This is a genomic window from Pectobacterium versatile (assembly GCF_020166435.1).
Lineage (GTDB): Bacteria > Pseudomonadota > Gammaproteobacteria > Enterobacterales > Enterobacteriaceae > Pectobacterium > Pectobacterium versatile.
In genome coordinates, this window is sequence record NZ_JAINZP010000001.1 from 159857 (window position 1) to 184090 (window position 24234).

At 55.3% G+C, this 24234-nt stretch carries 18 protein-coding genes; 14 read left to right on the plus strand and 4 right to left on the minus strand.

What is annotated here, in order from left to right; all coding sequences use genetic code 11:
- Positions 1-120 precede the first annotated feature (120 nt).
- From K7X24_RS00680 to K7X24_RS00690, 3 genes are read left to right on the plus strand one after another with little or no spacing between them, the layout of a single operon-like run.
- A complete protein-coding gene (locus tag K7X24_RS00680) occupies positions 121-936 on the plus strand; it encodes a MipA/OmpV family protein (protein WP_051982089.1) in 816 nt (271 codons plus the stop codon).
- 22 nt (positions 937-958) lie between these two features.
- Positions 959-2041 (plus strand): efflux RND transporter periplasmic adaptor subunit, encoded by a 1083-nt coding sequence (locus tag K7X24_RS00685; protein WP_224552273.1) that lies wholly within the window; start codon positions 959-961, stop codon positions 2039-2041.
- A complete protein-coding gene (locus tag K7X24_RS00690; RefSeq protein ID WP_224552275.1) occupies positions 2041-5124 on the plus strand; it encodes an efflux RND transporter permease subunit in 3084 nt (1027 codons plus the stop codon). The genes K7X24_RS00685 and K7X24_RS00690 overlap by 1 nt, the downstream gene beginning before the upstream one ends.
- 58 nt (positions 5125-5182) lie before the next feature.
- Here K7X24_RS00690 and K7X24_RS00695 read toward each other — a convergent pair whose 3' ends face one another.
- Genes K7X24_RS00695 through K7X24_RS00705 form a run of 3 tightly spaced genes read right to left on the minus strand, consistent with a single transcriptional unit; the run spans position 5183 to position 8623 of the window.
- On the minus strand, positions 5183-6364 hold the full coding sequence (locus tag K7X24_RS00695; protein ID WP_111778738.1) for a mandelate racemase/muconate lactonizing enzyme family protein: 1182 nt from the start codon (positions 6362-6364) through the stop codon (positions 5183-5185).
- 41 nt (positions 6365-6405) lie between these two features.
- A complete protein-coding gene (locus K7X24_RS00700; RefSeq protein WP_224552277.1) occupies positions 6406-7140 on the minus strand; it encodes an alpha/beta fold hydrolase in 735 nt (244 codons plus the stop codon).
- Positions 7130-8623, minus strand: coding sequence for a Sapep family Mn(2+)-dependent dipeptidase (locus K7X24_RS00705; protein WP_224552278.1), 1494 nt, complete (start codon positions 8621-8623; stop codon positions 7130-7132). The genes K7X24_RS00700 and K7X24_RS00705 overlap by 11 nt, the downstream gene beginning before the upstream one ends.
- Before the next feature lie 774 nt (positions 8624-9397).
- Between K7X24_RS00705 and K7X24_RS00710 the strand changes: the two genes are divergently transcribed.
- Genes K7X24_RS00710 through K7X24_RS00735 form a run of 6 tightly spaced genes read left to right on the plus strand, consistent with a single transcriptional unit; the run spans position 9398 to position 16011 of the window.
- The gene (locus tag K7X24_RS00710) at positions 9398-10615 is read left to right on the plus strand and encodes a M20 family metallopeptidase (RefSeq protein ID WP_224552280.1); all 1218 of its coding nucleotides are present in this window, start codon (positions 9398-9400) and stop codon (positions 10613-10615) included.
- Positions 10616-10666: 51 nt separating this feature from the next.
- Positions 10667-12232, plus strand: a complete 1566-nt coding sequence (locus tag K7X24_RS00715) for an ABC transporter substrate-binding protein (protein ID WP_116586698.1) — start codon at positions 10667-10669, stop codon at positions 12230-12232.
- Between the two features lie 12 nt (positions 12233-12244).
- The gene (locus K7X24_RS00720; RefSeq protein WP_039538524.1) at positions 12245-13201 is read left to right on the plus strand and encodes an ABC transporter permease; all 957 of its coding nucleotides are present in this window, start codon (positions 12245-12247) and stop codon (positions 13199-13201) included.
- 1 nt (position 13202) lies between these two features.
- Positions 13203-14066 (plus strand): ABC transporter permease, encoded by an 864-nt coding sequence (locus K7X24_RS00725; RefSeq protein ID WP_224552282.1) that lies wholly within the window; start codon positions 13203-13205, stop codon positions 14064-14066.
- Positions 14067-14068: 2 nt separating this feature from the next.
- Positions 14069-15064 carry an ABC transporter ATP-binding protein gene (locus K7X24_RS00730; protein ID WP_318013119.1) on the plus strand — a complete coding sequence of 332 codons (996 nt, stop codon included), beginning with the start codon at positions 14069-14071 and terminating at the stop codon, positions 15062-15064.
- Positions 15061-16011 carry an ABC transporter ATP-binding protein gene (locus tag K7X24_RS00735; RefSeq protein WP_224552287.1) on the plus strand — a complete coding sequence of 317 codons (951 nt, stop codon included), beginning with the start codon at positions 15061-15063 and terminating at the stop codon, positions 16009-16011. The genes K7X24_RS00730 and K7X24_RS00735 overlap by 4 nt, the downstream gene beginning before the upstream one ends.
- Here K7X24_RS00735 and K7X24_RS00740 read toward each other — a convergent pair.
- On the minus strand, positions 15997-17496 hold the full coding sequence (locus tag K7X24_RS00740; protein ID WP_224552289.1) for a SulP family inorganic anion transporter: 1500 nt from the start codon (positions 17494-17496) through the stop codon (positions 15997-15999). The genes K7X24_RS00735 and K7X24_RS00740 overlap by 15 nt on opposite strands.
- Positions 17497-18064: 568 nt before the next feature.
- On the opposite strand from K7X24_RS00740, the gene K7X24_RS00745 reads away from it, so the two are divergent.
- The 5 genes from K7X24_RS00745 (at position 18065) to K7X24_RS00770 (ending at position 24090) form a co-directional block, all read left to right on the plus strand.
- On the plus strand, positions 18065-18226 hold the full coding sequence (locus tag K7X24_RS00745) for a YnfU family zinc-binding protein (protein WP_224552291.1): 162 nt from the start codon (positions 18065-18067) through the stop codon (positions 18224-18226).
- Positions 18227-18297: 71 nt separating this feature from the next.
- Positions 18298-18453, plus strand: a complete 156-nt coding sequence (locus K7X24_RS00750) for a hypothetical protein (protein ID WP_224552293.1) — start codon at positions 18298-18300, stop codon at positions 18451-18453.
- Between the two features lie 750 nt (positions 18454-19203).
- Positions 19204-19818: a TetR/AcrR family transcriptional regulator gene (locus K7X24_RS00760; protein ID WP_224552296.1), complete on the plus strand. Its 615-nt coding sequence runs from the start codon at positions 19204-19206 to the stop codon at positions 19816-19818.
- Between the two features lie 76 nt (positions 19819-19894).
- Positions 19895-21004, plus strand: a complete 1110-nt coding sequence (locus K7X24_RS00765; RefSeq protein WP_224552298.1) for an efflux RND transporter periplasmic adaptor subunit — start codon at positions 19895-19897, stop codon at positions 21002-21004.
- Entirely contained in the window at positions 21001-24090 is a 3090-nt protein-coding gene (locus K7X24_RS00770) for an efflux RND transporter permease subunit (RefSeq protein WP_224552300.1), read from the plus strand. The genes K7X24_RS00765 and K7X24_RS00770 overlap by 4 nt, the downstream gene beginning before the upstream one ends.
- Positions 24091-24234: the final 144 nt, after the last annotated feature.

Consider the following 24234-nt stretch of genomic DNA (forward strand, 5'->3'; position numbering starts at 1 on the left):
AATCCGCCACGGTGCTGAAAAGCCAATAACTGTTGTACTAAAAAGTGTACTGAAAAATGTGTGCTGACAATCCGGGAAAAGATGGCGGATGCACGATTACCGCATAAAAAGAGGTGCTGTGTGAACATAACAAAAATGATTTTATCCACCTGTCTGTCTACCGTCGCGCTGTCCAGCGCGGCATTTGCTGAGGCGGCGGAAGATGTACCTGCGTCATTTTGGGGCGACCATACGGACGTTACCGTGGGGGCTGTTGGACAGAATGCACCACGTTACTCGGGGAGCAAAGACCGTCAGACCCGTTTGATGCCTACCCTGACCGTGCAGCGTGGCGCACTTTATGCGGATTCTTCGCACGGCATCGGCTGGCAATACCAGTCTCCTTCCGGTTTTTATTTCGATAACGCGGTGGGATATGACATGGGAAGGGATGACAAAAAAAGTAGTTGGCGTGCGGGTTCGAACCACCTGAAAGGCATGGGGAAAATTAAAGGATCGGTGATTACCACCGTCACGGCGGGATATCAGTTTGCACCCTGGCTGGCGCTGGAGGCGAGTGGCGAATTTGCACTGAGTGAGCGCGCGCGCGGTAATCAGTATCGCGTCGGGGCAAAGAGTACCGTGTGGCAATCAGCAGCAAAGGATGACGTGCTGGCACTGTCGGCGGACATGCTGATAGGGGATGCACGCTTTAACCAAACCTATTACGGCGTGACGCCGCAGCAGAGCCGCCGTTCTGGCTTGGCCGCCTATCGTGCCGACAAAGGCGTCTATGGCTATGCGCTGGGGGCGAACTGGACGCATCAATTTAGCCCCGCGTGGTCAACTAACGTGGCGGTGACGTCAACCTGGCTCACCGACAAGGTGGCGGATAGTCAGGTTGTGGAACGACGCAATGATACTGGCGCAACGTTGGCCGTTCTGTATTCGTTCTAATGCCATTTGTTGAGAGGTTGTAATGATGGTTAGCCGTTTTGCCTTCTGTCTGCTGTCAGCCGTGTTCCTGAGCGGCTGCGACGGTGCCGATAATTCGTCGACGTCACCGCCTGTCAGGCCGGTGAAAACGCAGCTCGTCATGCCGGCGATGAATCGTGAACCTGTGTCGTTGACGGGGGAGATTCGCCCGCATGAAGAAACGGTACTGGGTTTCCGTCTGGATGGACGTGTGCTTAATCGTCTGGTGGATGTCGGTGCATCCGTGAAGCGCGGCGATGTGATTGCGACGCTCGACGCGCGCGACAGCGAAAACCAGTTGCGCAGCGCACAGGCGGATTTAGCCAGCACAGCCTCGGCAGAACGGCTGGCGAAAAGCAATTTCTCGCGTATGAAGACGTTGGCACCGGGTGGGGCAATTGCGCGGGTACAGCTTGATGAAGCACAGGCAAACTGGGATGCCGCCGTTTCCCGACGTGAAAGTGCACAGGCTACCGTCAAAGGCGCGCAGGAGCGCCTTAGCTATACGCAGCTTACGGCGGCACAGGACGGTGTGATCACGACGGTCAGCGTGAACCCCGGTCAGGTGGTCAGTGCCGGGCAGGAGGTGGTCCGGCTCGCTTCGCTTGACGGGCGCGATGCGGTGTTTGATGTGCCGGAGCGTCTGGTTAATCCGTCGCTGCCCTCGCGCGTTATCCGCGTGTCACTGCTGTCTGAACCGAGCGTGCTGGCCGAGGGGCGCGTGCGTGATATCAGTCCGCAGGCCGATCCCGTTACGCGAACCTTCCGGGTGAGAGTCACGTTAACCTCGCCACCGGCGGCGATGGTTCTGGGGGCCAGCGTGAATGGTGCGATACAGCAGTCCGGCACCGCTGTCATTGAACTCCCCGCGTCTGCGCTCACGCGTCAGGGGGACAAACCTGCGGTCTATGTCGTGAATGCGGAGACCCAGACGTTGCGTTTACAGCCGATTAGCGTCGCACGCTATAGCGATACGGCGATTTTCGTCGCCGAGGGGCTGAAACAAGGCGACCGTGTTGTCACTGCTGGTGTCAGTAAATTACGGCCGGACGAGAAAATTCGGCTAAGTGATGAGGAGCGCCACTGATGTCTCGTGAATCTCAACCCTCTACCGCCACGCGTTTTAATCTCTCTGCTTGGGCGTTGGCGCACCAGCAGTTTGTCGCGTTTATGATGCTGGTGATCGTGGCCGCAGGCGTGATGAGCTACCAGCGTTTGCCCCGCAATGAGGATCCGGCATTTACCATCAAATCTGCCGTGGTGTCTGCGGCCTGGCCGGGAGCCACGGTGAGCGATACCGTGAATTTCGTCACCGATAAGCTGGAGAAAAAATTACAGGAAACGCCGTATCTCGATTACGTCGAGAGCTATACCCGCGCCGGGGAATCGGTGGTTTTCGTTAACCTGCGCGACGATACGCCGCCTTCCGCCGTGCCGAATATCTGGTATACGGTGCGTAAGAAAATGACCGATATCGCCAGTTCGTTGCCTGATGGCGTCAGCCCACCGGCCGTGAATGACGAGTTTGATGATACGTTTGGCACCATCTACGGCTTCACCGCCGACGGTTTTTCACCACGGGAACTGCGCGACAAGGTTGACGATATTCGCTCTGCGTTACTGAGCGTGCCGGATGTCGGTAAGGTCGACATGCTCGGTGTAGAGGAAGAGCAGGTTGTGGTGACGTTCTCGCCCCGACGGCTGGCCGGGCTGGGGTTAGATCCGCAACAGGTGATTGATTCACTCAAGGCGCAGAATGCGGTCACGCCCGCCGGCATTATTCGCACCGATGATGAGAAGATCGCCGTGCGCGTCAGCGGGGCGTTTACCTCAGAGCAGAGCCTGCGACAGATTACCTTACGCATCGGTGGGAAATTTGTTCCTCTGACCGATATCGCCACCATTAGCCGTGAAACGGCGGAACCGCCGTCGCCGACGTTTCGCGTGAATGGCGAGAAAGCGATTGGGCTGGCAATCTCCATGGCACCCACCGGCAACATGCTCAATTTCGGTCAGGCCATTCGCGATAAAATGAACGTGATTGCGACGCAGTTGCCGCATGGGATTGAAATGACGCGCGTGGCCGATCAATCGGAAGTGGTGAAAGGGGCGGTCGGCGGTTTTATCAAAGTGCTGCTGGAAGCCGTTGCCATTGTGTTAGCGGTCTCGTTCGTCTCTCTTGGCAGCCGCGCCGGATTGGTCGTTGCTGCGTCCATCCCGATTGTGCTGGCGATGACCTTTATTGGCATGGAGATAACCGGTATTGGCTTACAGCGCATCTCGCTCGGGGCGCTGATTATTTCGTTGGGGCTGCTGGTGGATGACGCCATGATTACGGTGGAAGCGATGGTGTCGCGGCTGGAAGAGGGCTGGGATCGCAAACGGGCGGCTGCCTGGGCGTATGAAAGCACAGCCTTCCCCATGCTTACGGGGACGCTGGTGATGATTGCCGGATTTATTCCCGTCGGGTTTGCCTCATCAAGCGCGGGCGAATACTGCTTTTCGCTCTTTGTCGTGGTGCTGATCGCCTTGCTCAGTTCCTGGATCGTGGCGATTCTCTTTTCCCCGCTGCTCGGTGTCTGGCTATTGCCAAAAACGTTTCGTCACCAGCATAACGAACCAGGACGAGTTGGCCGTTTTTATCGCCAGTGGCTGCAACGGGCGTTGGCAAAGCGGGGAATGACGTTACTCATCGCTGTGCTTCTGCTGGTTGTAGCCCTGTTTGGTGCCACCCGATTGGAGGGCGAATTTTTTCCCGCGTCGGACAGGCCGGAACTGCTGGTCAGCCTGACGCTGCCTGCGAACGCCTCACAGACGGCGACGGAAGCGCAGGCAAAACGGCTGGAAGCCATTCTGAAAGGTGACCCAGACGTTGACCATTTCTCCACCTATGTTGGGTCGGGGGCGGTGCGCTTTTATCTCCCGATGGATGTGTTGCTGAGTCACGAAAATATCGCGCAACTGGTGGTGGTGGCAAAAAGTCTGGAGGCGCGAGACGCGCTGGCAGCAAAACTGAATCAGGTACTTGAGCGCGATTTCAGCAACATTGTGGCGCGCGTGTCTGCATTGGAATTGGGGCCGCCGGTGGGCTGGCCGCTTAAATATCGTGTCGCGGGACCGGATATTCATCGCGTCCGTGATATTGCCCAAGGGCTTGCCAGTCTGGTGGGAAGCCAGACCGATGTGCGCGAGGTCAACCTGACGGCGGGGGAGCCGGAACGTTCGGTGAACGTGGTGCTGAATCAGACCGAAGCGCGTGCAGTTGGCATCAGTTCGCAGGATGTGGCTAGTATGCTGGCGGCGATATTCTCAGGTTCAACGCTGACCTCGGTACGTGATGACAATCGACTGGTGGATGTGGTCGTTCGCGGTACGCCGCAGGAGCGACGGGACGTTGCCACGATCGCGAATTTGCAAATCCCGATTGCAGATGGGCGTTCCGTCCCGCTGGGGCAGATTGCTACCGTGGCGTACGGCGTTGACGATCCGATTATCTGGCGACGTCAGCGTGAACCGTTCATTACGGTGCAAATGGATGTCGCACCGGGCGTGCGGGCACCTGCTCTCTCTGAAAAACTGGCGCCTGAAATTGAACGCTATCGCGCCGCGTTGCCTGCGGGGTATCACATCACGGAAGGCGGCGTGGCGGCGGAGTCTGATAAAGGCAATGGCTCCGTATATGCGGTGTTGCCAGTGACGCTGTTGGTGATGCTGGTGCTGTTGATGATTCAGCTCCAGCGCATTTCTCGCATGGTATTGGCCTTCCTGACCGCACCGTTCGGCCTGATCGGCATTGTCGCCGCCATGCTGCCGACCGGCACGCCAATGGGGTTTGTGGCGCTGCTGGGGGCGATTGCACTGGCGGGAATGATTATTCGTAATGCCGTTATTCTGATTGGCGAGGTCGATCTGAACGTGAAGAACGGACAGCCTGCAACAGAGGCGATTGTGAATGCTGCCCACCATCGTTCACGCCCGATAGTATTAACCGCGCTGGCGGCGATCCTCGGCATGATCCCGATTGCGCATCAGGTGTTTTGGGGGCCGATGGCGTACGCGATTATCGGTGGGTTGATGGTGGCGACGCTGCTGACGCTGCTAGCACTGCCTGCCGCGCTGAGCCTGTTGATGCAGTGGGAAGGGTGGAAAGCGGTTAATCCTACGCAGTAGGTGAAATGACGAAAGGTCGTGGCGCGACGCCTGGTCGCCACGACCTGTCGATACGCCGCTATTGATCGACGACGGAACCGTCAACGTGCAGTCGGGTTTTCAGGCCGCGACGGCGATAGGGGAAGCGGCTCTCCAGATCGTCCGCCAGTTCAATACCGATGCCGGACTGCGTCGGTATTTCCATAAAGCCATCCACGCATTTGAACGTGTTCTTCACCACGTCTTTCTTCCGCACGCCGTTCTCGACGCCCGTCGCCCCAAATTTTTCCGACAGCGCCGGTTGGTCATCTCCCGGATACTCCAGCAGCGCAAAATTCGGGATGCTGACGGCGATCTGCAAACAGGCGGCGGTAGACACCGGGCTAAGCGGGTTATGCGGCACCACCATCAGATCATTGGCTTCTGCCAATGCGGCCACTTTTTTCGCACCGGTAATCCCGCCGCACATGCAGACGTCAGGACGCACATAGGCGACGGCGTTGCGGCGAATCAGCATCGCGAACTCCTGCGGGTTATTCAGTCGTTCACCGGTGGCGATAGGAATATTGATTTTGTCGGCCACTTCCGCCATCGAATCGAAGTTATCCGCGCCGATAGGGTCTTCAATAAAGTAGGGATAAAACGGCTCAATGCCACGGGCGAACACCACGGCGTCGGCGGGCTTCAGGCGGCGATGGACTTCAATACACAGGTCGACATCGTTCCCGACGGCTTCCCGGTAGAGGCCGATACGTTCGATGGCTTCACCGATCTCTTTGGCATGAGTGGTGAAATAAGGCGTATCGCGCGATTCATCCAGAAACGGCGTGAGATGACCAATCGCGGTAAAACCGTCGGCTTTGGCTTTTTTCAGATTGGCGATGGTCTCTTCCGTGGTTCGTCCTCCCGCGTGGGCATAAACGCGCGCCTTGTCGCGGCAGCGGCCGCCCAGTAGGTTATAAACCGGCGTGTCGTAATACTTGCCCGCGATGTCCCACAGGGCGATATCGATGGCGCTGATGGCACCCATGATGGCGGCACCACGGAAATGCCAGCAGCGATACATATACTGCCAGTGATGCTCAATGCGCAGCGGATCTTGCCCAATCAGGTACGTGCGCAATGCCTCAACGGCCCCTTTAGAGGCATCGAGAAAGCCCCAGGCACCGGATTCGCCAATGCCCGTCAGTCCCTCGTCAGTGGTGACCTCAACAAACATATAGCGGTTCGCGAGAATCACGCGCACGTCGGTAATTTTCATCAATCCTTTCCTTAAGTTAGCCTGCTTAGCATTGAGTCTAATCACAGAGGCGTACGGGTTGTCAACGCTGACGTCAGCAGTGTGGTTAGCGTATCCGGTGCGTCGATCATCGCATCGTGATCGCTGTCGAGCGTCAGAAATCGCCAGGTTGGATCGGTCTGAGCGCGTTGTACTGAGGGGGTGAGATAGTTGCCCGCCGCGCGCGTGCAGCGGATGTAGGTCTTCTTCAGCGTCGGTGGTGCGGGTGCCAGTGCGACGGGTTCAAAGTAGGTGTTTACCGGCTGCGGTGTCAGGCGGGAATCGACCCACTCGCGGTCGGCTTCGTTCACGCCAAACAGCAGTGACGGAAGCGGGGGAATGTGCCACATGGGGTCGCGCGCCGCCTGTGTCTGGTAGGCGGCGATGAGATCGGGCGCGTGATCCAGCAACTTTTCGCCCGGTGCGGGTAAAAACGCATCCAGCAGAATCAGGTGGCTGACGGTGTCAGGCAGTTGATACGCGGCGGCCGTAGCGGGAAAGCCGCCGTAGCTGTGGCCGACCAACGTTACATCGCGCCAGCCCTGCTGGCGGATCGTGTCGGTAATATCGCGAATGTGGGTGGACAGGTTAATGCCGCGCGATAGCTCGTCACGGCGTTCTGCCAGCCCGGCGAGCGTCAATGCCGAAGAGGCAAAGCCTGCGGCGGTAAGCCGCTCGGTCACTCGCGACCAGCACCAGCCGCCGTGCCAGGCACCGTGTATCAATACAAATGTGGTGGCGTGGGCGTCAACCGACATGGGAAGGATTCTCCTGATTCTGCGCATACAGCGCTGCATCCAGCCGTATCAGTGCAATCACATAGACTGGCAGTGCCGCCAGCAGCGAGGGCAGATGGATCACTTCGTCTGCGCCGTGCGGTAAGCCGTGGCCTGTGGGTAGGAAGTCTGGGCTATTGGCCTCGGTACGCAGGTAGCCGGGGCCGAACGTAATCGCACGCGGCAGCACTTTGGAATGCGTTACGCCTCCCATTGAATAGGCAGGGTCTGCACGACCTGTCACATCGTGCCAGCTCTGCTGCAAGACCTGCCGCGTGCTGTCCTCTTCCGACAGATAAAATGGCGGCACATCACGCCAGCCGTCCACCAGCGAGATGTCGGTTGCCACTGTGGCAAGTTGATCGCGTAATGCCGCGATGATCGCGTTTCCTTCCCGTGTCACCGGATAGCGAATGTCGGCAAGGAGAGTCAGTGAACCGGGAGTGGTCGACTGCCAGAGACCTGCGTTCAGCGTCAGCCTGCCCGACGGCGCATCCTCCTGTGCCAGCCCAATAGGCTCGCCATAGGGAGAAGCGAAAATCTGCTGTAACTGTGCGGCTAGCGTGCGTTCCCGTTCTGGCAACAGCTCCAGCTCGCGTAATGCGTCCAGCAGCACTACGGCGGCGCTGAGAGTACCGTCAGGGAAGGCCGCATGACCTGCAATACCCTGTGCCTGTAGCGTGATTCCCTGTTCTGCGGGGAGCAGCGTGATGCGTCCGGCACCCAGACCACGCAGCCTATCGACGCTGAGATCGCGGGGCGCATTGGCGAGCGTGATCTGCGCGGTGGCAGGGATACTATTGGCCGCGTTGCCAGCGGTCAGATTCGCCAGCACGCCCGCTTCGGCAATGTGCAGGCGGAACGCGATTTGCCCTTTCTGCGCATAGTTCACCGGAAACTTCCCGTCGGTGACCAGAGAAGTACGCGGTACTGGCCCGTGTTGGGCAAACCAGGCGAGATCGGCCATGTCGGTCTCTTCTGCCAGCCCATAAACGATGCGCAGATTGTGATGCAGGGGTATATCCAGCGCGCGGATCAACTTGAGCAAATAGAGATCGAGGATTGCGGGGCCTTTGTTGTCAGCAACGCCGCGCCCGATCAGAAAATCACCGCGACGCGTCAGCGCAAACGGCGGGTACGTCCAGTGTTCACCCGCGGGCACAACATCAAGGTGGCTAATCAGGCCGATATCCTCGTTGTGCTCGCCGTAAACCACCGAACCCGCGTAGCCCGCATGGCGCTCGGTACGGAACCCCGCCTGTTCCGCCAACGTCAACGCGGTGTCCAATACGCGGGCGCACTCGGGGCCAAATGGCGCGCCCGGCTGAGCGAGATCGGCGCGGCTCACGCTGGGAATGGCAATCCACGTCGCCAGCTCATCAATCAGCGAGTCACGCTGTGCAGCAATCCAGCGCTCAATTTTGGGTAACAGGGCGCTTTCTTGTGGGGTAAGGGCTGCGGACATACTTTCCTCCATTAAGTGACCAAATAACATAAAACATCTGCCCGCCACGCTTTAGCATGATTCCTTTCATGCATATCCACAGAAAATATATATACCCGTCATACTTCAAGCTGCTTGTGCGTTGGCAATACTCGGCTCATTGCTGAGCCTCGCCCTGAAGGGCCGCCGCAAGCGGCGTTCAAATCGGCTAAGCCAATTTGTCCTTGCTCACCCCAGTCACTTACTGGTGTAAGCTCTTGGGGATTCGCGCGGTTGCCGCGTTACAAGGCCATGCGGCCTTGTCCTAAAGGACCAACGCAGAGCGTTGTTCAAAACGCTCACGTTTTGTCACGCAACTCGAATTATTTAGGGTATAGCGATTGTTATTCCTGCCCGCTGTATAGGAATGATTCATTTTTCGCTGCAAGACGAATAACGCGTGTAATACCGTTTATCAGATATCCTTATCCTGAATCTCTATAAAAGAAATGACAGGTTGCCGTTATAGTGATGGTGAAATAAGTAATTAGAAGCACCCTTATTATTTTTAACGTCGTTTGAGCATCGTCCAGCGTGGCGACGTAGCGAGTAGTCATCGTAAAAAACACAGTATTGATTGTTATTTCCTGCCGTTATCGGCGGGCGGGTATTTTTATCGCTAAATAAAGGGATTCACTGATGTTGTCGGGTTTTTAGGGATGAAGTGGCAACACGATGCGATGTATTCCGTAAGCGACGGTGAGGCAGACATATTTATCGCGCGATATATTCATAGCACATAAAAAGGTGAGCAAGATGGGAACTCTCGCATTACAGCAGCGTATCAGTAGCAGTATTGAACAGAATCGCGAAGAATATATTGCGATTTCCCAGGATATTCATGCGCATCCCGAAACGGGAAATAATGAATATTACGCCAGCGAGCTATTAACGGAGTTATTAAAGAAGCATCACTTCACGGTAACGCTGAACGTTGCCGGACATGAAACGGCCTTTTATGCGGAAAAAGACAGCGGCAAACCGGGGCCGACCATTGCTTACCTCGCTGAATACGATGCGCTAATCGATATCGGTCACGCCTGCGGCCACAACATCATCGGAGTAACCAGTCTGGCGGCCGCGATTGCGCTGGCAGAGGTTATCGATCAGACCGGCGGCAAGGTGGTGGTGTTGGGTACGCCAGCCGAAGAAGGCGGCCTGCGCGGGAAAGGCGGAATTAATGGCAACGTGAAGGCGCGTTTTGTTGAACATGGCTTCCTTGATCGGGTCGATGTCGCCCTGATGGTTCATCCGTCAGGGAAAACGCGGCTCACTGGGCCGTCGCTGGCAAACAATCACCTCTATTTTCATTTTTACGGTAAACCCTCCCACGCCGGAAGCTCGCCGCATAAAGGCGTGAACGCGCTGGATGCGCTGGTGCTGCTTTACAACGGGATCAGCGTGCTGCGCCAGCAACTGCCGGACGGCGTTCGGGTTCACGGCATTATCACCAACGGCGGGCAGGCGCCGAATGTGATTCCAGAATACGCCTCCGCCCACTATTACATTCGTGCCAAAACGCGTGAAGAGGTGGTGGCGTTAGAGCCGCGTATTCGCGCGATTGCGGATGGCGTCGCGCTGGCAACGGGCACCACGGTGAAAATTGAACATCAGGTTGGCCCGCGTGATTTCCTGATCAACCACTCGTTGAATGCGATCCTGCTGGAGGAATTCACTGCCGCAGGGGAGGTGGTCGATCAAAAAGCGAAAGAGGGCATCGGTTCGACGGATGCCGGAGATATCAGCCATGCGGTGCCGACGGCACACCCCACGATTAAAATCGGCCCTGACGATCTGATCGGCCACACTGTGCCATTCCGTGAAGCGGCAAATTCCCCACTTGGTTATGCCGCACTGCTGACGGGCGCACAGGTGCTGGCTCGAACGGGTCTACGACTGTTGACGGATCCCCGCGCGTTGCAGGATGCCAAAGACGAGTTTGCTGGCCGTCGCTCGGTTACCGACGCCGCCTGATGCGGCGTCTGCACAGGCTGAATATCATAAAAATAGTGGAGTTTCCCATCAATGAAATGGTTTAACTTTCCTGCCGCAGCACTCTTGCTGGCGGCCAGTTTACCCTGGGGAATCGCGCTGGCGGAGACCGTCAATCGCGATGCAACGCTGAATATCGCTTATGGTAAACGACCGGGTACGCTCGATCCTTACCTGACAACCAACAGTGCGACCACGGACGTGGTACGCCACATTTTTGAACAACTTTTTACGATTAACGATCGGTTTGAACCGGTGCCGGAACTGGTTGAACGCTATTCGCTGAGTGATGACCGCAAGGTCTATACCTTTGTACTGCGCGACGGTATCCGCTTTCATGATGGTCAGCCGCTGACGGCAGACGATGTGGTGGCATCGATGAACCGCTGGCTGGCCGTCTCTACGCAGGGGAAAGCCAATCTGCCGGGAGCGCAGTTTAGCCGGATTGACGATCGCACCGTACAGCTGACGGTACAGACGCCGTCTCTGATTACCCTGAATGTGCTGGCCGACTTGAAGAATCTGCCTTCGATTATGCCTAAGCGCCTGATCGACGAAGCCAATACCAGCAAAAAACCGGTGAGTGAACTGATTGGCACCGGCCCTTACAAGCTGGCGGAATTCAAACAAGGGGATTATCTGCATCTGACGCGCTATGACGGTTATGTCTCGCGTAGCGAACCGGCGAACGGCCTGTCGGGCCAGAAAAAGGCCGAGGTGAAAGATATCTGGTTCCGCTATATCACGGATGAGTCTACCCGGCTGGCAGGGGCATTGACCGGTGAATATGACGTCGTTTTTGATTTGCCAAAAGACAACATTGACGCGCTGAATAGCGCCCGCGATGTGAAGCTGTATCGTCCCGAAGCCGGGGGATCGCTCATCACCTACCTGTTCAACAAGAATCGCGGACCGTTTGCCGATGTGAAACTGCGTCAGGCATTCAATCTGGCGCTCGATGTCCATCAGGTGCTGCTGGCGGGTTACAGCGATCCACGCTTTTTCAAGGAAGATTCATCGTTAGGTTTTCCTGAGCAGGTGGACTGGCACAGTGAGGCCGGCAAGCCTTACTGGAATCAGCACAAGCTGGACGAAGCCAGAAAGCTGGTAAAAGAGTCCGGCTATAACGGTGAAGAAGTGGTGATCATCGCCACCAAGGAATACGCCGAATTGTACAATCTGGCGATTGTTGCACAGCAGGTGCTCAAACAGATTGGCGTGAAATCTCGTCTTGATGTCTATGACTGGGCCACGGTGTTACAGCGGCGTCAGGATCCTAAAAACTTCGACCTGTGTGCGCTGGAATTCTCCATGCGTCAGGTGTTGCATCAGTATCCTTTCCTGGATTCCCGCGCCAAATTCCCCGGCCTGAGTAACAGCCCGGAAATTGATGCGCTGCTGGATGATATCAAGCAGGCTCCGTCGCTACAGGCGGCAAGAGGACTGGTGGATAAACTTCACGTGCAAACCTGGACCTATCTGCCGGTGATTGTGCTGGGGCGTACCACGCCTGATGCGGTCGCGATCAAGCATCATGTTCACGGCTATCGGGATTTAATCGGCCCCGTCCTGTGGAACGTCAGCATCACAAAACCGTAAGCGGAGAAGCGAATGGGATGGTTTATTTTCCATCGGCTGCTGGCGCTGATACCCGTGCTGCTGGTGGTTTCCATCGTGGTGTTTTGTCTGGTACATCTGGCTCCGGGCGATCCGGTGCTGGTGATTCTGGGCAATGATGCCAGTCCGGGGGATGTCGCCGCGCTGCGTCAACAAATGGGGCTGGATAAGCCCCTGCTGACACAGTTTGTCGTGTGGTTTGGTGCAGTGCTGCGTGGCGATCTCGGCCATTCGCTCTTCATGAACGCCAGCGTCATGTCGCTTTTCTTGCAGCACCTGCAACCTACGCTGGCATTAGCGCTCTATGCGCAAGGGTTGGCGCTACTGCTTGGGCTGGCGGCTGGCGTGCTTAGCGCATCGCAACAGGGACGGTTTCTGGATCGCCTGATTATGGGACTGGCGGCGGTGGGGATGTCGATTCCCGGCTTTTTACTCGGGCTGTTTCTGATTTTCTTTTTTGCCGTGCAGTTGCGCTGGTTTCCGGTTGTGGGATACAGCTCGACGCGCGGCGATGTGCTGGTCAATCTGTGGTATATGACGCTTCCGGCGCTGGCATTGGGGCTGCGCATCGCGGCGCTGATTGCCCGCATGACGCGCGCGGTCATGCTCGATGTGTTGAGCGAAAACTACATTAAAACGGCGCGTGCCAAAGGCGTAGCGGAATACCGGGTTCTACTACGCCACGGCCTGAAAAATGCGCTCCTGCCTATTCTCACCATCTGCGGTGAATCTTTCGGTTCGCTGGTGACGGGAACGATTGTGATTGAAAGCGTGTTCGGCATTCCCGGCGTCGGCTCGCTGGTGGTGGATTCCATCGAACGCCGCGATTTCTCGGTGATTCAGGGAGCGGTGCTGCTGATTACCGTCAGCTATGTGCTGATTAATCTGGCGGTGGATATTCTGGGGCATGCCGTTGACCCGCGTCTCTCCCTGTCAGGGGAGAAGGAGTGACATGAAAGCGCTGTTTGCCAATCAACTCCTGACAACGGGCATCGCTATCCTGCTGCTTATTCTTGTCGTCGCGGTGGGGGGCGCGTTTCTCAGCCCTTACGATCCCTATGCCTTAAACCCTCTGGAGCGATTGTCCGCACCGACGTGGCAACACTGGTTTGGCACCGATAATTTTGGCCGCGATGTATTTGTGCGGGTTGCGATTGCGGTCCAGATCTCGTTGTCCGTTGGGGGCGCGGTCGCGCTGATTTCGGGCGCGATTGGCACGCTAATTGGCCTGCTATGTGTCTGGTATCGCCTGCTGGACGTCGTCGTCATGCGGATTTGTGACGGGCTGTTTGCCTTTCCTTCTCTGCTACTGGCCATTTCCATCGTCGGTATTCTTGGCCCGAACCCCGCCAATGTCGTACTGGCGCTGTCGCTGGTCTATGTGCCGTCGGTGGCGCGCGTGATGCGTGCGGCGGCGCTGGTGATCAAAGAGAAAAATTATATCGAGGCGTTGCGTGCGCAGGGGGCAAAGAGTCGCCGGATCATCTGGCTGCACATTTTGCCCAACGTGGTATCGCCGCTGATCGTTCAAGTGTCGTGGATCTTCTCGGTCGCGATTCTCACCGAGGCGGCGCTGAGCTTTTTAGGTTCGGGGATCCCTGCACCGACGCCCAGCCTTGGTAATTTATTACTGGAGGGGAAAAAAGTGATTTTTACCTCCTGGTGGATGACCTTTTTCCCCGGTATGGCCATTGTGCTCTTGATCCTGTCTCTGAATATGATTGGAGACGGCCTGCGCGACATCTCCGACCCTACGCTTAAGCCGCTCTCACGTCGGGTTTCCCGTCTGCTGAAAGCGGTCACGACACCAAAGTGAATATAATGAGTGAAACGCCGCTACTGTCTGTCAAAGACCTGAGAGTCACGTTTGCCGTGCCGTCTGGCCTCTTGCACCCTGTCCGTGGGGTTTCTTTTGACGTGAATTCGCGTGAGACGCTGGGCATCATCGGTGAATCAGGCTGTGGCAAAAGCGTTACCGCCGATGCGCTGATGGGATTATTGCCTGCGCGCGCTAGCCGGGTCGGCGGTGAGGCCAGCCTGAACGGTCAGCCGCTGCTGTCGCTGCCGGATGAGGCACGGCGACGCCTGCGGGGTAATGCGTTGGCTATGATTTTTCAGGATCCGCTCTCTAGCCTTAATCCAGTCTATACCGTGGGTGAACAGATCGATGAAAGCCTGCGGCAGCACACCACGCTCTCGCGTCAGGCGCGAAAAGCACGGGTACATGAACTGCTAACCCAGGTGGGGATGCCCGATCCGGCCGCCTGTGCCGTGAGCTATCCGCATCGGCTATCTGGCGGGATGCGCCAGCGAGTGATGATTGCTATCGCCATTGCCTGCGGACCGGGATTGCTGATTGCCGATGAACCGACAACGGCGCTCGACGTCACCATTCAGGCACAGATTCTTTCGCTGTTGGATAAGCTAAAAGCCGAAACCGACATGGGTATCGTACTGATTACGCACGATCTGTCGGTGGTGGCGCAGATGTGTCAGCGCGTGATCGTGATGTATCTGGGGGAAGTGGTGGAGCAGGCGGATGTGTTCACGCTGTTTGATAATGCGCGCCATCCTTACACGCAGGCGCTGCTGCGGGCGGTGCCTAACCTCGATGCGTCGCGTAAAAGCGAGCTGCCGGAGATAACCGGCAGTGTTCCGCCGTTGTCTCATCCGCCCACCGGCTGTGGTTTTGCTCCGCGCTGCCCGCTGGCGGATGAACGCTGTCACCAGTCTCCCCCCGTGCTTTCCGTGGCTGACGGGGCGGGCCATCGCGTACGCTGCTGGAAAGCGGATAGCCTCGGGAGCGCTGTATGAGCGAACCGTTATTACGGGTGAAAAACCTGCGTAAAACCTTTCGGGTCGGGCAGGGATGGCGTAAAAAAACGCTGGTGGCGCTCGATGATGTCAGTTTTCATATTTTCCCCGGTGAGACTTATGCGCTGGTTGGGGAATCGGGCAGCGGCAAAAGCACCACGGGACGCAGTATTTTAGGGCTGACACCTGCGAATGCCGGGGAACTGCACTTTGCCGGCTGCGATCTCCGACAGCAAAATGCAGAGCAGTTACGACAACTGCGGCGCGACATGCAGATGATTTTTCAGGACCCACTCTCCTCGCTCGATCCTAAACGTAGCGTCGGGTACAGCATTGAAGAACCGCTGATTATCCACGGCATACGCGATAGCCAGTGGCGCAAGGCGCAGGTGATCAAGATGCTGACGCGAGTTGGGTTTACCGCTGCGGATGCCGGACGCTTTCCGCATGAGTTTTCCGGCGGGCAGCGTCAGCGTATCGGGATTGCCCGCGCACTGGTGCTGGAACCGAAACTGATCGTGTGCGATGAGCCAGTTTCGGCGCTGGATGTCTCTATCCAGTCGCAAATTCTGAATCTGCTTTTGGCATTACAGCGGGAGCAGGGACTGGCGTATTTGTTTATCGCGCACGATCTGAGCGTGGTACACCATATTGCCGACCGCATTGGCGTGATGTATCGCGGGCGCATTGTCGAAGAAGCGCCTGCGGCGACGCTGTTTTCACAGGCGAGTCATCCGTATACGCGTTTCCTGTTGGCCTCGATTCCGCCCGCGCATCCACGGTTAAAGCGGGCTATTCAGGTGGATACGCAACAAGGACAAGAGAGCGGATGTCAGTTTGACGAACCGACACCCGGCACGCCGGCGCGATGCCGCATACATCCAACGCAAGAATATTGGATCAATGCGGAACACCGCGTCGCCTGCGCCCGATCAGAGATGCCCTGACAGGCGCTGGTGAATTTTGGTGCTGTGGGTATCCAGCCCGACGATAGTGACCTTCGCATCGTAGCGATGATAGCGGGTTTCGATCGCGTCGAGCGCTGCCACGCTGGAGGCATCCCAGATTTGGGCGTGTGTCAGATCGATGGTGACGTTCTGCGGATCCTGCGCGTAGAGGAAATGCTCGAAAAGATCGTTGCTGCTGCCGAAGAATAGGGGGCCGCGTACCGTGTAGTGCACCGATTGTCCGTCTTCGCTCACCTGACGCTCTGCGTGAATGACGTGCGCCACACGGCGGGCAAACAGCAGTATGGCAAAGATCACGCCGCCCGCCACGCCGATAGCGAGGTTCCCCGTCGAGACGGTCGCGACAACCGTCACGATGACCACCAGCGTTTCCGATAGCGGCATACGCTTCAGCGTGGTTGGGTGCAGGCTATGCCAGTTCATGGTTTTCAGTGCGACGATCATCATAATGCCCGCCAGTACCACCATCGGAATCTTCGCCATGATTTCGCTCAGCCCGGTCACCAGCAGCAACAGCACCAGTGCGGCAACGAGGGTGGAAATGCGCGTGCGCGCTTTGCCCAACTCCACGTTGACCACGGTCTGCCCGATCATCGCGCATCCGGCAATCCCACCATAGAACCCGGCGAAAATATTGGAAACGCCGAGTCCCCAGCATTCACGGCGCTTGCTGGACGGGGTGTCCGTGATGTCGTCGACCAGTTTGGCGGTTAACAGCGATTCCATCAGCCCGACAAAGGCGATGCTCAGCGCGGTCGGCCAGATGATGTGCAGCGTTTCAAAATTGAACGGCACCAGCCACTGGGTGAAACTCGGTAATCCGGGTTGCATGGGGCCCGCATCGCCGACGTTAGGCACTGTGATGCCAGTAAACATGGCAATCGCGGTCACTGTCACAATGGCAACCAGCGGTGCGGGAATGCTTTTCACCACATAAGGTAGCAGCAGAACAATCGCGAGCGTCAACGCAAACAGCAGCCAGACGAGTGAGGACTGTCCGTAAACATGTGGCACCTGCGCGGCGAAAATCAGGATACCCAGAGCATTGACGAAACCGATCATCACCGAGCGCGGGATGTAGCGCATCATCCTCGCCAAGCCAGCCAGCCCAAATAGAATCTGGATGATCCCCGCCATGATTACCGCAGGCAGAATATAGGCTACGCCGTGTGCGTGTACCAGCGGGCCGATCACCAGCGCCACGGCACCTGCTGCGGCGGTCACCATCGCCGGTCTGCCGCCGAGAAAGGACATGGTGAAACACAACACGATGGAGGCGAACAGGCTGACTTTGGGATCAACCCCCGCGATGATGGAAAATGAAATCACCTCTGGGATAAGCGCCAGTGCGGTGATAGTGCCCGCCAAAACTTCGCGCATCAGCAGCGAGGGTGAGCGTAAGGCTGTAAGCGTTGACGTGGTTGATTGAGCCGGCGTCGGCGTTACGTCAGGTGATGAGATCATGTATGCAGGCTCTTATTTTTTCTTAATCTGTAGGTCAATGATGAAAGGCATAAGAGGATAAATTATCAGCAATATAAAAGATACTGTCCTTCATCGTTGGACAAGGGAAAGTTTGTTGGGAAACAAGGGGACGGGTAGTGTTATTGCTTTATCTGTGCACCGTCGTGTTTTCTTCATTAACAACAATGCATTAATGGCCATAAATATTTTATATGGAATTTCTCTTTTTAATGACTCCTTTGTTGTTTTTTATTTTTGGATTAAACTGAAATAAATATATGCCCATTGCCATTTTTTGATATGAATGGCTCTATATTGAGGCAGAATGGCTGATTTTTATCCCAAAATTCACTGTGTTAATAATGCAAGATTAAATTCCCTAATTTAGGATGACAATTATTTTGTAAATAATCGAATCTGTGAAATTATTTTCATGTGACTTGTTTGTTGTTAAATAACAGGATATTGAAGTTTAATGTTAAAGAGGTAAGTCGAATAACGATGATATCGTGCTATTCATGATTTTAGGGCGTACACTAGAGGTTCATACGCTGACTAGGTACAAGGTATGGAAATTCTTGATTTTCTACAGATGTTTAATCGCGCAACGGTGAAAGTGACCTGTCCTGAATGCAATTGTATCACTGAGCAGAAAAAAAATAGATTTCGCAAAAATATCACAGTTATTTGCCCTAAGTGTGGTTTTTATTTTTTACCGAGGGGTGAATAGGTAATATTGTTTTTTTTATTTTAATGAACTATAGGTTAGACTTAATTTATTTCAGTAAAGGAATGTTTAAATTGAATGAAGAAGAACTTAAAATATTTTTATTCACACAAACCTGTGTGATTCTATCTGGTATATTTGCTGCAAGAGAAGGTCAGCCACTTGTTATTCAACAGCGCTTTAGTAAAATTTATGAAATATTGTCTGTTGAATATGAAAAATTAAAATAATTAGTCAAATTGTGATTGTGATTGTGATTGTTGATTGTTGATTGCGAATATCCTAAAGCATGAACAACAATGTGCTAAGGCGTAACTCCCATGCATGCCACATTAGCATTGCTACTCTGGTATTATGTTTTAACGCTTGATGGGCGTCTAAACGTGCAACACATGGCTACCGCCATGTAACTGCTTATTAAGGGGAGCAAATCGCCTTTACGCAACTCGAATTATTTAGGGTATAAACAGCCTGCTACTGGCAAAATTAGAACTGGAGAAAAAGAGCCGAGACCATACCAGCAATGTGAGCGCGTTGAAATCGGATATCCAGTTCAGTACCTTATAACGTCTTTGTCGTGGTTTCTTGCAGTAGCCCTCTCCGAGCCTGAATGTAGCAACCGCTGCGCGAGCAGATTCTGTCTGGGTCTGCGCTCTGGTGTCGGAAACCTGCAACAGGTTTCATCATTGTGTAGGACAGCAATCAAGCGGGTTGTACTCTGCTGGAAGGCGATGAACGATTGTCGGCGATTGCGGCGTAGGCCACCGAAAACATCAATCTCCCAACTTACGCTCAGATTGGTTTCATAGGCATTGCCGTAGCGATTATAATCCGAGCCAATTGCACAGCTCGCCAGTAATCTGGTGCTTACCCCAAGGCAAGAGTGCATTGGAGGGTTGATAATCCTTGAGTTGGGTTGTGACTTAATTACAAGATGGTCATTCGTTGTCAATCAGGGCGCATTGAACTAAGCTGGATAAATGACTAAACAGACAAACGATATCCTTTCACGTGGTCCTTCTGACCATAATGTCCGTGACCAGGTTGTGGAGGCGGCCACAGCACATTTCGGGCATTTTGGGTATGAAAAAACTACCGTATCCGATTTGGCAAAGGCTATAGGCTTTTCCAAAGCCTATATTTATAAATTTTTCGATTCCAAGCAGGCAATTGGAGAGGTGATTTGCGCCAACAGGCTGGCGACAATCTCGGAGATTGTTAATCAAGCCATCGCCGATGTGCCTGGTGCCCCTGAAAAATTACGGCGTTTGTTGAGGACGCTGACTGAAGCTGGTAGCGATTTGTTTTTTCACGATCGCAAGCTTTATGACATTGCCGCCGTTGCTTCTCGGGATCGCTGGCCTTCAGCCGTCGCACATCAGGAGCGCCTGCGTCAACTGGTGCAGCAAATCATCCTGGAAGGTCGGCAGGCCGGTGAGTTTGAACGGAAAACACCGCTGGATGAGGCTACAGATGCCATTTATCTAGTCATGCGGCCTTATATTTGCCCTTTACAACTGCAATATAATCTGGATACAGCACCCGCAGCAGCCGTACTACTGTCATCACTAATACTGAGAAGTTTGTCACCTTGAAGTTGTGACCATTGACATTATTGGTCACTGGTCTGAGAATGCGGTTACTGTCCTGCTAAATGAATCAAGGTAACCCATGCTCAGGCTCAAACCTGCCACCTTTGCTGTTTGCCTGTTGCCGCTTGCCCTTATGGCCTGCGGCGACCCTTCCGACGTAGACGATCCTCGCAGTCAACCTCCACGGGTAAGGGCTGCAACCGTGGTCAGTGCTGTCGATACCTCTCGCGCCTTCACCGGTGTTGTTGTCGCACGAATTCAAAGCGACCTCGGTTTTAGAGTACAAGGCAAAATCTTTGAACGTCTGGTCGATACTGGGCAGACCGTTAAACGCGGCCAGCCATTGATGCGCCTAGATCCTGTTGACCTGAGTCTGCAAGCGCAAGCTCAGCAACAGGCTGTCGCAGCCGCACGAGCTCGTGCCAGACAGACTGCTGCTGATGAGGCCCGTTACCGCGGTCTGGTCGCTGGGGGCGCAGTTTCTGCATCGGCCTATGACCAGATAAAGGCTACCGCGGATACGGCCAAAGCAGAACTGAGTGCTGCCCAGGCGCAGGCAAATGTGGCGCAAAATGCGACGGGCTATGCTGTGCTGCTTGCTGATGCTGACGGCGTAATAATGGGTACATTGGCAGAGCCTGGTCAGGTTGTCAGCGCGGGGCAACCTGTGGTCAGGCTGGCGAGAGCAGGGCAGCGTGAGGCCATCGTGCAGTTGCCTGAAACGTTACGGCCTGTTGTCGGAAGCGAGGCTCAGGCCACGCTGTACGGTACGGGCAAGCAATTCGTTCCTGCGACACTGCGCCTGCTCTCCGATGCGGCTGATCCTGTAACTCGAACTTTCGAGGCCAGATATGTGCTTGAGGGTGCACTGGCGAGCGCGCCGCTCGGGTCCACCGTTACGCTCCATATTGCAGACGATAAACTACCAGGCCAGATGCTACAGGTGCCTTTAGCGGCAATTTATGATTCGGGAAAAGGGCCGGGTGTCTGGAGTATTTCAGGTGAACCAGCCAAAGTATCATGGCAACCTGTTCAGATGTCTGGCCTTAGCGATGATATGGCAAGAGTGACCGGAAATCTTAAACCGGGGGAGCAGGTCGTCGCCTTGGGAGCGCACTTGCTGCACGACGGCGAGGCGGTTCAAGTGATTGAACAGCGCGATGCCAGCGTCGCTGGGAGCCAGCCATGAGCGAGGGAAGATTTAATCTTTCGGCGCTTGCTGTCCGCGAGCGCTCCATCACGCTGTTTCTTATTATCCTGATTACCGTCGCTGGCATTCTCTCGTTTTTTGAACTGGGACGGGCAGAAGATCCCCCGTTCACGGTCAAGCAGATAACGATTGTTTCTGCCTGGCCGGGGGCGACGGCTCAGGAAATGCAGGATCAGGTGGCCGAGCCGCTAGAAAAACGCATGCAGGAACTCAAGTGGTATGATCGCAGTGAGACCTACACGCGCCCCGGACTGGCTTTTACCATGCTGTCATTACAGGACGGTACACCGCCTTCACAGGTGCCAGAGGAATTTTATCAGGTGCGCAAGAAGCTCGGTGATGAGGCCAAAAACCTGCCAACTGGCGTCATCGGCCCGATGGTTAATGATGAATTCTCCGACGTGACTTTTGCACTTTTTGCGTTGAAGGCAAAAGGGGAGCCGCAGCGCCTGCTGGTCCGCGATGCTGAAAAGTTGCGTCAGCGTCTGCTGCATGTTCCTGGCGTGAAAAAGGTCAATATTATCGGTGAGCAGCCTGAACGCATTTTTGTTTCGTTCTCGCATGAGCGGCTGGCTACGCTGGGTATTTCTCCGCAGGATATTTTCTCCGCGCTGGACAGTCAAAATGTCCTGACGCCGGCTGGTTCGATTGACACCAACGGACCGCAGGTCTTCCTGCGACTGGATGGAGCTTTCGACAAACTGGATAAGATCCGCGAAACGCCGATCGTTGTTCAGGGTAGGACACTGCAACTTTCGGATGTAGCAACCGTTGAACGTGGCTATGAAGATCCTGCGACCTTCCTGGTCCGCAATCAGGGTGAACCGGCGTTGTTGCTGGGTATTGTGATGCGTGAAGGATGGAACGGTCTGGATTTGGGGAAGGCACTGGATGCCGAGACAGCCAAAATCAATGAAAGCATGCCTCTTGGTATGACATTTGTGAAAGTCACCGATCAGTCTGTGAATATCAGTTCGTCCGTTGACGAGTTCATGATCAAATTTTTCGTTGCGTTGCTTGTGGTGCTGGTGGTCTGTTTTGTGAGCATGGGTTGGCGCGTGGGGGTAGTGGTCGCGGCGGCTGTGCCGTTGACGCTGGCTATCGTCTTTCTGGTCATGGAAGCATCTGGTAAAAATTTCGACCGTATTACCCTAGGCTCATTAATCCTGGCCCTTGGATTGCTAGTGGATGACGCCATCATCGCTATCGAAATGATGGTGGTGAAGATGGAGGAGGGCTACGACCGTATTAAAGCCTCGGCCTATGCCTGGAGCCACACGGCGGCACCGATGCTGGCAGGCACGCTGGTGACGGCAGTTGGTTTTATGCCCAACGGTTTCGCGCAATCCACTGCTGGCGAATACACCAGCAACATGTTCTGGATTGTGGGTATCGCCCTGATTGCTTCATGGATCGTGGCAGTGGTGTTTACGCCTTATCTGGGCGTGAAAATGCTGCCGAATATCAAAACGGTTGAGGGGGGGCACGCGGCGATCTACAACACGCGTCATTACAACCGCTTTCGTCGGGTACTGATGCACGTCATCGCCCGTAAGTGGGGAGTAGCAGGCACGGTGGTTGCCGTTTTTGTCGTCGCGATCTTGGGCATGGGGCTGGTGAAAAAACAATTTTTCCCGACCTCCGATCGCCCAGAGGTGCTGGTAGAAATCCAGATGCCCTATGGCACCTCAATTGAGCAAACCAGCGCCGCAACGGCGAAGGTCGAAGCTTGGCTGGCAAAGCAAAAGGAAGCCAGGATCGTGACGTCCTACATTGGACAGGGAGCACCACGCTTCTTCCTAGCAATGTCACCTGAATTGCCCGATCCGTCGTTCGCCAAGATCGTGGTGCTCGCGGGCAATGACAAGGAACGGGAAGTCCTCAAGTTACGCCTGCGCCGGGCGGCGGCCGACGGGTTGGCACCCGAAGCGCAGGTACGTGCCACCCAGATCGTGTTTGGCCCTCCTTCGCCATATCCCGTGGCCTACCGTGTCATGGGGCCAGACCCAGACAAGCTGCGTGCGATTGCAAATGAAGTTGAGAGCGTGATGCAGGCCAGCCCGATGATGAGGACTGTCAATACCGACTGGGGCACGCGGGTGCCGGCGCTGCATTTCACGCTCAATCAGGACCGACTTCAGGCGGTGGGGCTGACATCAAGTACTGTCGCACAACAGCTTCAGTTCCTGCTTTCAGGCGTTCCGATCACCTCTGTGCGTGAAGATATTCGTTCGGTACAGGTCATGGCGCGCGCAGCGGGGGATATCCGGCTTGATCCGGCAAAAATAGCCGGCTTTACCTTAGTGGGATCTTCCAGCCAGCGGATTCCGCTATCTCAGATAGGGGAAGTTGAGGTGCAAATGGAAGATCCTATTCTGCGTCGTCGCGATCGTACGCCGACGATTACCGTGCGGGGGGACATTGCCGAAAACCTGCAACCGCCAGATGTTTCCACAGCAATCATGAAGGCGTTGCAGCCGGTCATCGATAAGCTTCCGGCTGGTTACCGCATTGAACAGGCTGGCTCGATTGAAGAATCCGAGAAAGCGACTCAGGCGATGGCACCGCTGTTCCCTATCATGATTGCCATAACGTTAATGATCATCATCCTACAGGTGCGTTCGATGTCGGCGATGGTGATGGTCTTCCTCACCGCGCCACTGGGGCTGATTGGGGTAGTGCCAACGCTTCTACTCTTCAACCAGCCGTTTGGCATCAATGCGCTGGTGGGATTAATTGCGCTGTCGGGTATCCTGATGCGTAACACCCTGATCCTGATAGGGCAGATCCATCACAACGAGCAGGAGGGGCTGGCGCCATTCGATGCAGTGGTGGAGGCGACGGTACAGCGAGCCAGGCCCGTTCTGCTCACCGCGATGGCCGCGATTCTGGCGTTTATTCCGCTGACGCACTCGGTGTTCTGGGGCACGCTGGCTTATACCCTGATTGGTGGAACGTTTGGTGGCACCATTATCACGCTAGTATTCCTGCCTGCGATGTATGCCATCTGGTTCAAAATACGTCCTGAGAATCAGCAGCAGAGCGAAAGGGAAGCATCGGCGTAAGCCTATTCGGGGTGAGAATGACTGAGTGCGTTTTTGCCGTTTAGTCTCACCACAGGCCATTGTCATTGGGCGGTGGTTTGTGGTTTTTCCAGCATCGACTGAGAAATTAAGGAACCCGATGATGACTTCCACAACTCAAAAGCG